The organism is Mesorhizobium sp. M4A.F.Ca.ET.050.02.1.1, assembly GCF_003997725.1.
In the GTDB taxonomy this organism is placed as follows: domain Bacteria; phylum Pseudomonadota; class Alphaproteobacteria; order Rhizobiales; family Rhizobiaceae; genus Mesorhizobium.
Window position 1 is genome coordinate 1 of sequence record NZ_RZSG01001552.1, and the last position, 397, is coordinate 397.

At 64.5% G+C, this 397-nt stretch carries 1 pseudogene; it reads right to left on the reverse strand.

The features are described 5' to 3' along the window. Positions 1-279 precede the first annotated feature (279 nt). Positions 280-397, reverse strand: a pseudogene (locus EOA33_RS38600) (LLM class flavin-dependent oxidoreductase); the annotation flags it as partial.

Here is a 397-nt window from a genome sequence, read left to right on the forward strand (position 1 = left end):
GGATGAAGATGCCGATGAGCAGCGACCGTATCAAATGCGTATCCGCGCGTGTGTCTTCGCGCGGATCAGGCGTCCCGGTGGCGCCGGTGCCCGAAGCGGTCGGTTCGGCCTTCATCGTTTCCCTCGGGCACGCCGCAAATGATGATGCGGCTTCCTCGCGAAAACGTGCTTCCGACGGCAAAGTTCCGTTAGCCGGCAATGACTTCGGCCGGACAGGAAATGCGCCGACGGCGAAGATGGAGCCGCGGCTTCGGTCGTTGGAACGCGTCCGGCCCGCCGTCAGGCGACGGGTTCGGCTGGTGCTGCCTTCGCTGTTTCCTTGCGCACGATCGGCGCCACCCTGGTGCCGTAGAGCTCGATCGCCTTCATGACCTTTGCGTGCGGCATGGTGCCGATC